Origin of the sequence: Nocardia sp. NPDC059236, from assembly GCF_042754085.1 — a bacterium.
Lineage (GTDB): Bacteria > Actinomycetota > Actinomycetes > Mycobacteriales > Mycobacteriaceae > Nocardia.
Genome location: NZ_JBHZAF010000081.1, coordinates 1 through 1,298, shown reverse-complemented (window position 1 = coordinate 1,298; position 1,298 = coordinate 1). Strand labels below are relative to the sequence as shown.

Here is a 1,298-nt window from a genome sequence, read left to right as displayed (position 1 = left end):
CCACGATGGCGGCCTCGGTCAGCTCGGGGCGGCCGGTGGACTCGCGCGGGGTACGCGAGGTGACCTTGGTGCCGGTGGCCGCTTCGCCGAAGCTCACCGACAGCTGCTCGACCGTACCGGCGGCGGAGGAGGCCTCCGGGGTGGCCGAGTTCGGCTTGACGGTGATGACCGGGGTGCCCTTGGTGATCCGGGACTTGGTGGTGAACGCGGCGGCGAAGACCGACTGCGTGGTCACCGGGCCCTCGTCACCGGCCTCCAGGTCGACGGCGTCGGTGACGATGCCGGAGCCGAGGCGCACCGCGAGACGTGCGGCGATCTCCTTGCCCTCGGCGGAGGAGGGGACCAGCACTGCGGCGGGCGAGACGGACTCGTAGGCGGCCTGCAGCGCGTCCACCTTGGGGACGACGAGGTAGTCGGCGAACTCCGGCGCGTCGGCGGCCAGTACACGGGTGGCGCCGTACTCGCCGAGCGTCTTGGCGGCGTCCTCGGCTTTCGGGCCGAGGTGCACGGCGACCGGGTCGCCCAGCCGGCGGGCGAGGGTCAGCAGTTCGAGGGTGGGCTTGCGGACGGCGCCGTCCACGTGATCGACGTAGACAAGGACTTCAGCCATGGGGTGCTCTCCTGCGGAAGATCAAAGGGAGGTCGGAGGGAAGGTGCGCGACCGGGCGCGCGGGGAACCGCGGCGCGCCGGGCTGCCTTAGACGAACTTGCGCTCCGCGAGGAAGGCGGCCAGCTGCTTGCCGCCGTCGCCCTCGTCCTTGACGACGGTGCCCGCGGTGCGCGCCGGGCGCTCGGCCACGTCCTCGACCTTGGTCCAGGCGCCCTCCAGGCCGACCTCTTCGGCCTCGATGTCCAGGTCGTCGAGGTCCAGCGACTCGACGGGCTTCTTCTTGGCGGCCATGATGCCCTTGAAGGAGGGGTAACGCGCCTCGCCCGACTGGTCGGTGACGGAGACCTCCGACAGCAGCGTCACCTGCGGCACGCCCAGCCGCTCGGCGAGCATCGCGGGCAGCACGCCCATCGTGCCGTCGGTGGAGGCCATACCGCACACGACCAGGTCGTATCCGGTCTTCTCGATGGCCTTGGCCAGGACGTAGGAGGTGCCGAGCGCGTCGGTGCCGTGCAGGTCGTCGTCCTCGACGTGCACCGCCTTGTCCGCGCCCATGGACAGCGCCTTGCGCAGGGCGTCCTTGGCGTCCTCCGGGCCGACGGTGAGCACGGTGATCTCCGCGTCGTCGACCTCGTCCGAATCCGCGATCTGCAGTGCCTGCTCGACCGCGTACTCGTCCAGCTCGGAG

2 protein-coding genes are annotated in these 1,298 nt (G+C 71.2%); both read right to left on the bottom strand.

Features of this window, described 5'->3' with window-relative positions:
* Positions 1 to 610, bottom strand: a 610-nt coding sequence (locus tag ACFXIV_RS48000; protein WP_379421550.1) for an electron transfer flavoprotein subunit alpha/FixB family protein, incomplete at its 3' end; no start/stop codon positions are given.
* Positions 611 to 697: 87 nt separating this feature from the next.
* The coding region (locus tag ACFXIV_RS47995; RefSeq protein WP_379421549.1) for an electron transfer flavoprotein subunit beta/FixA family protein at positions 698 to 1,298 on the bottom strand (601 nt) is incomplete at its 5' end.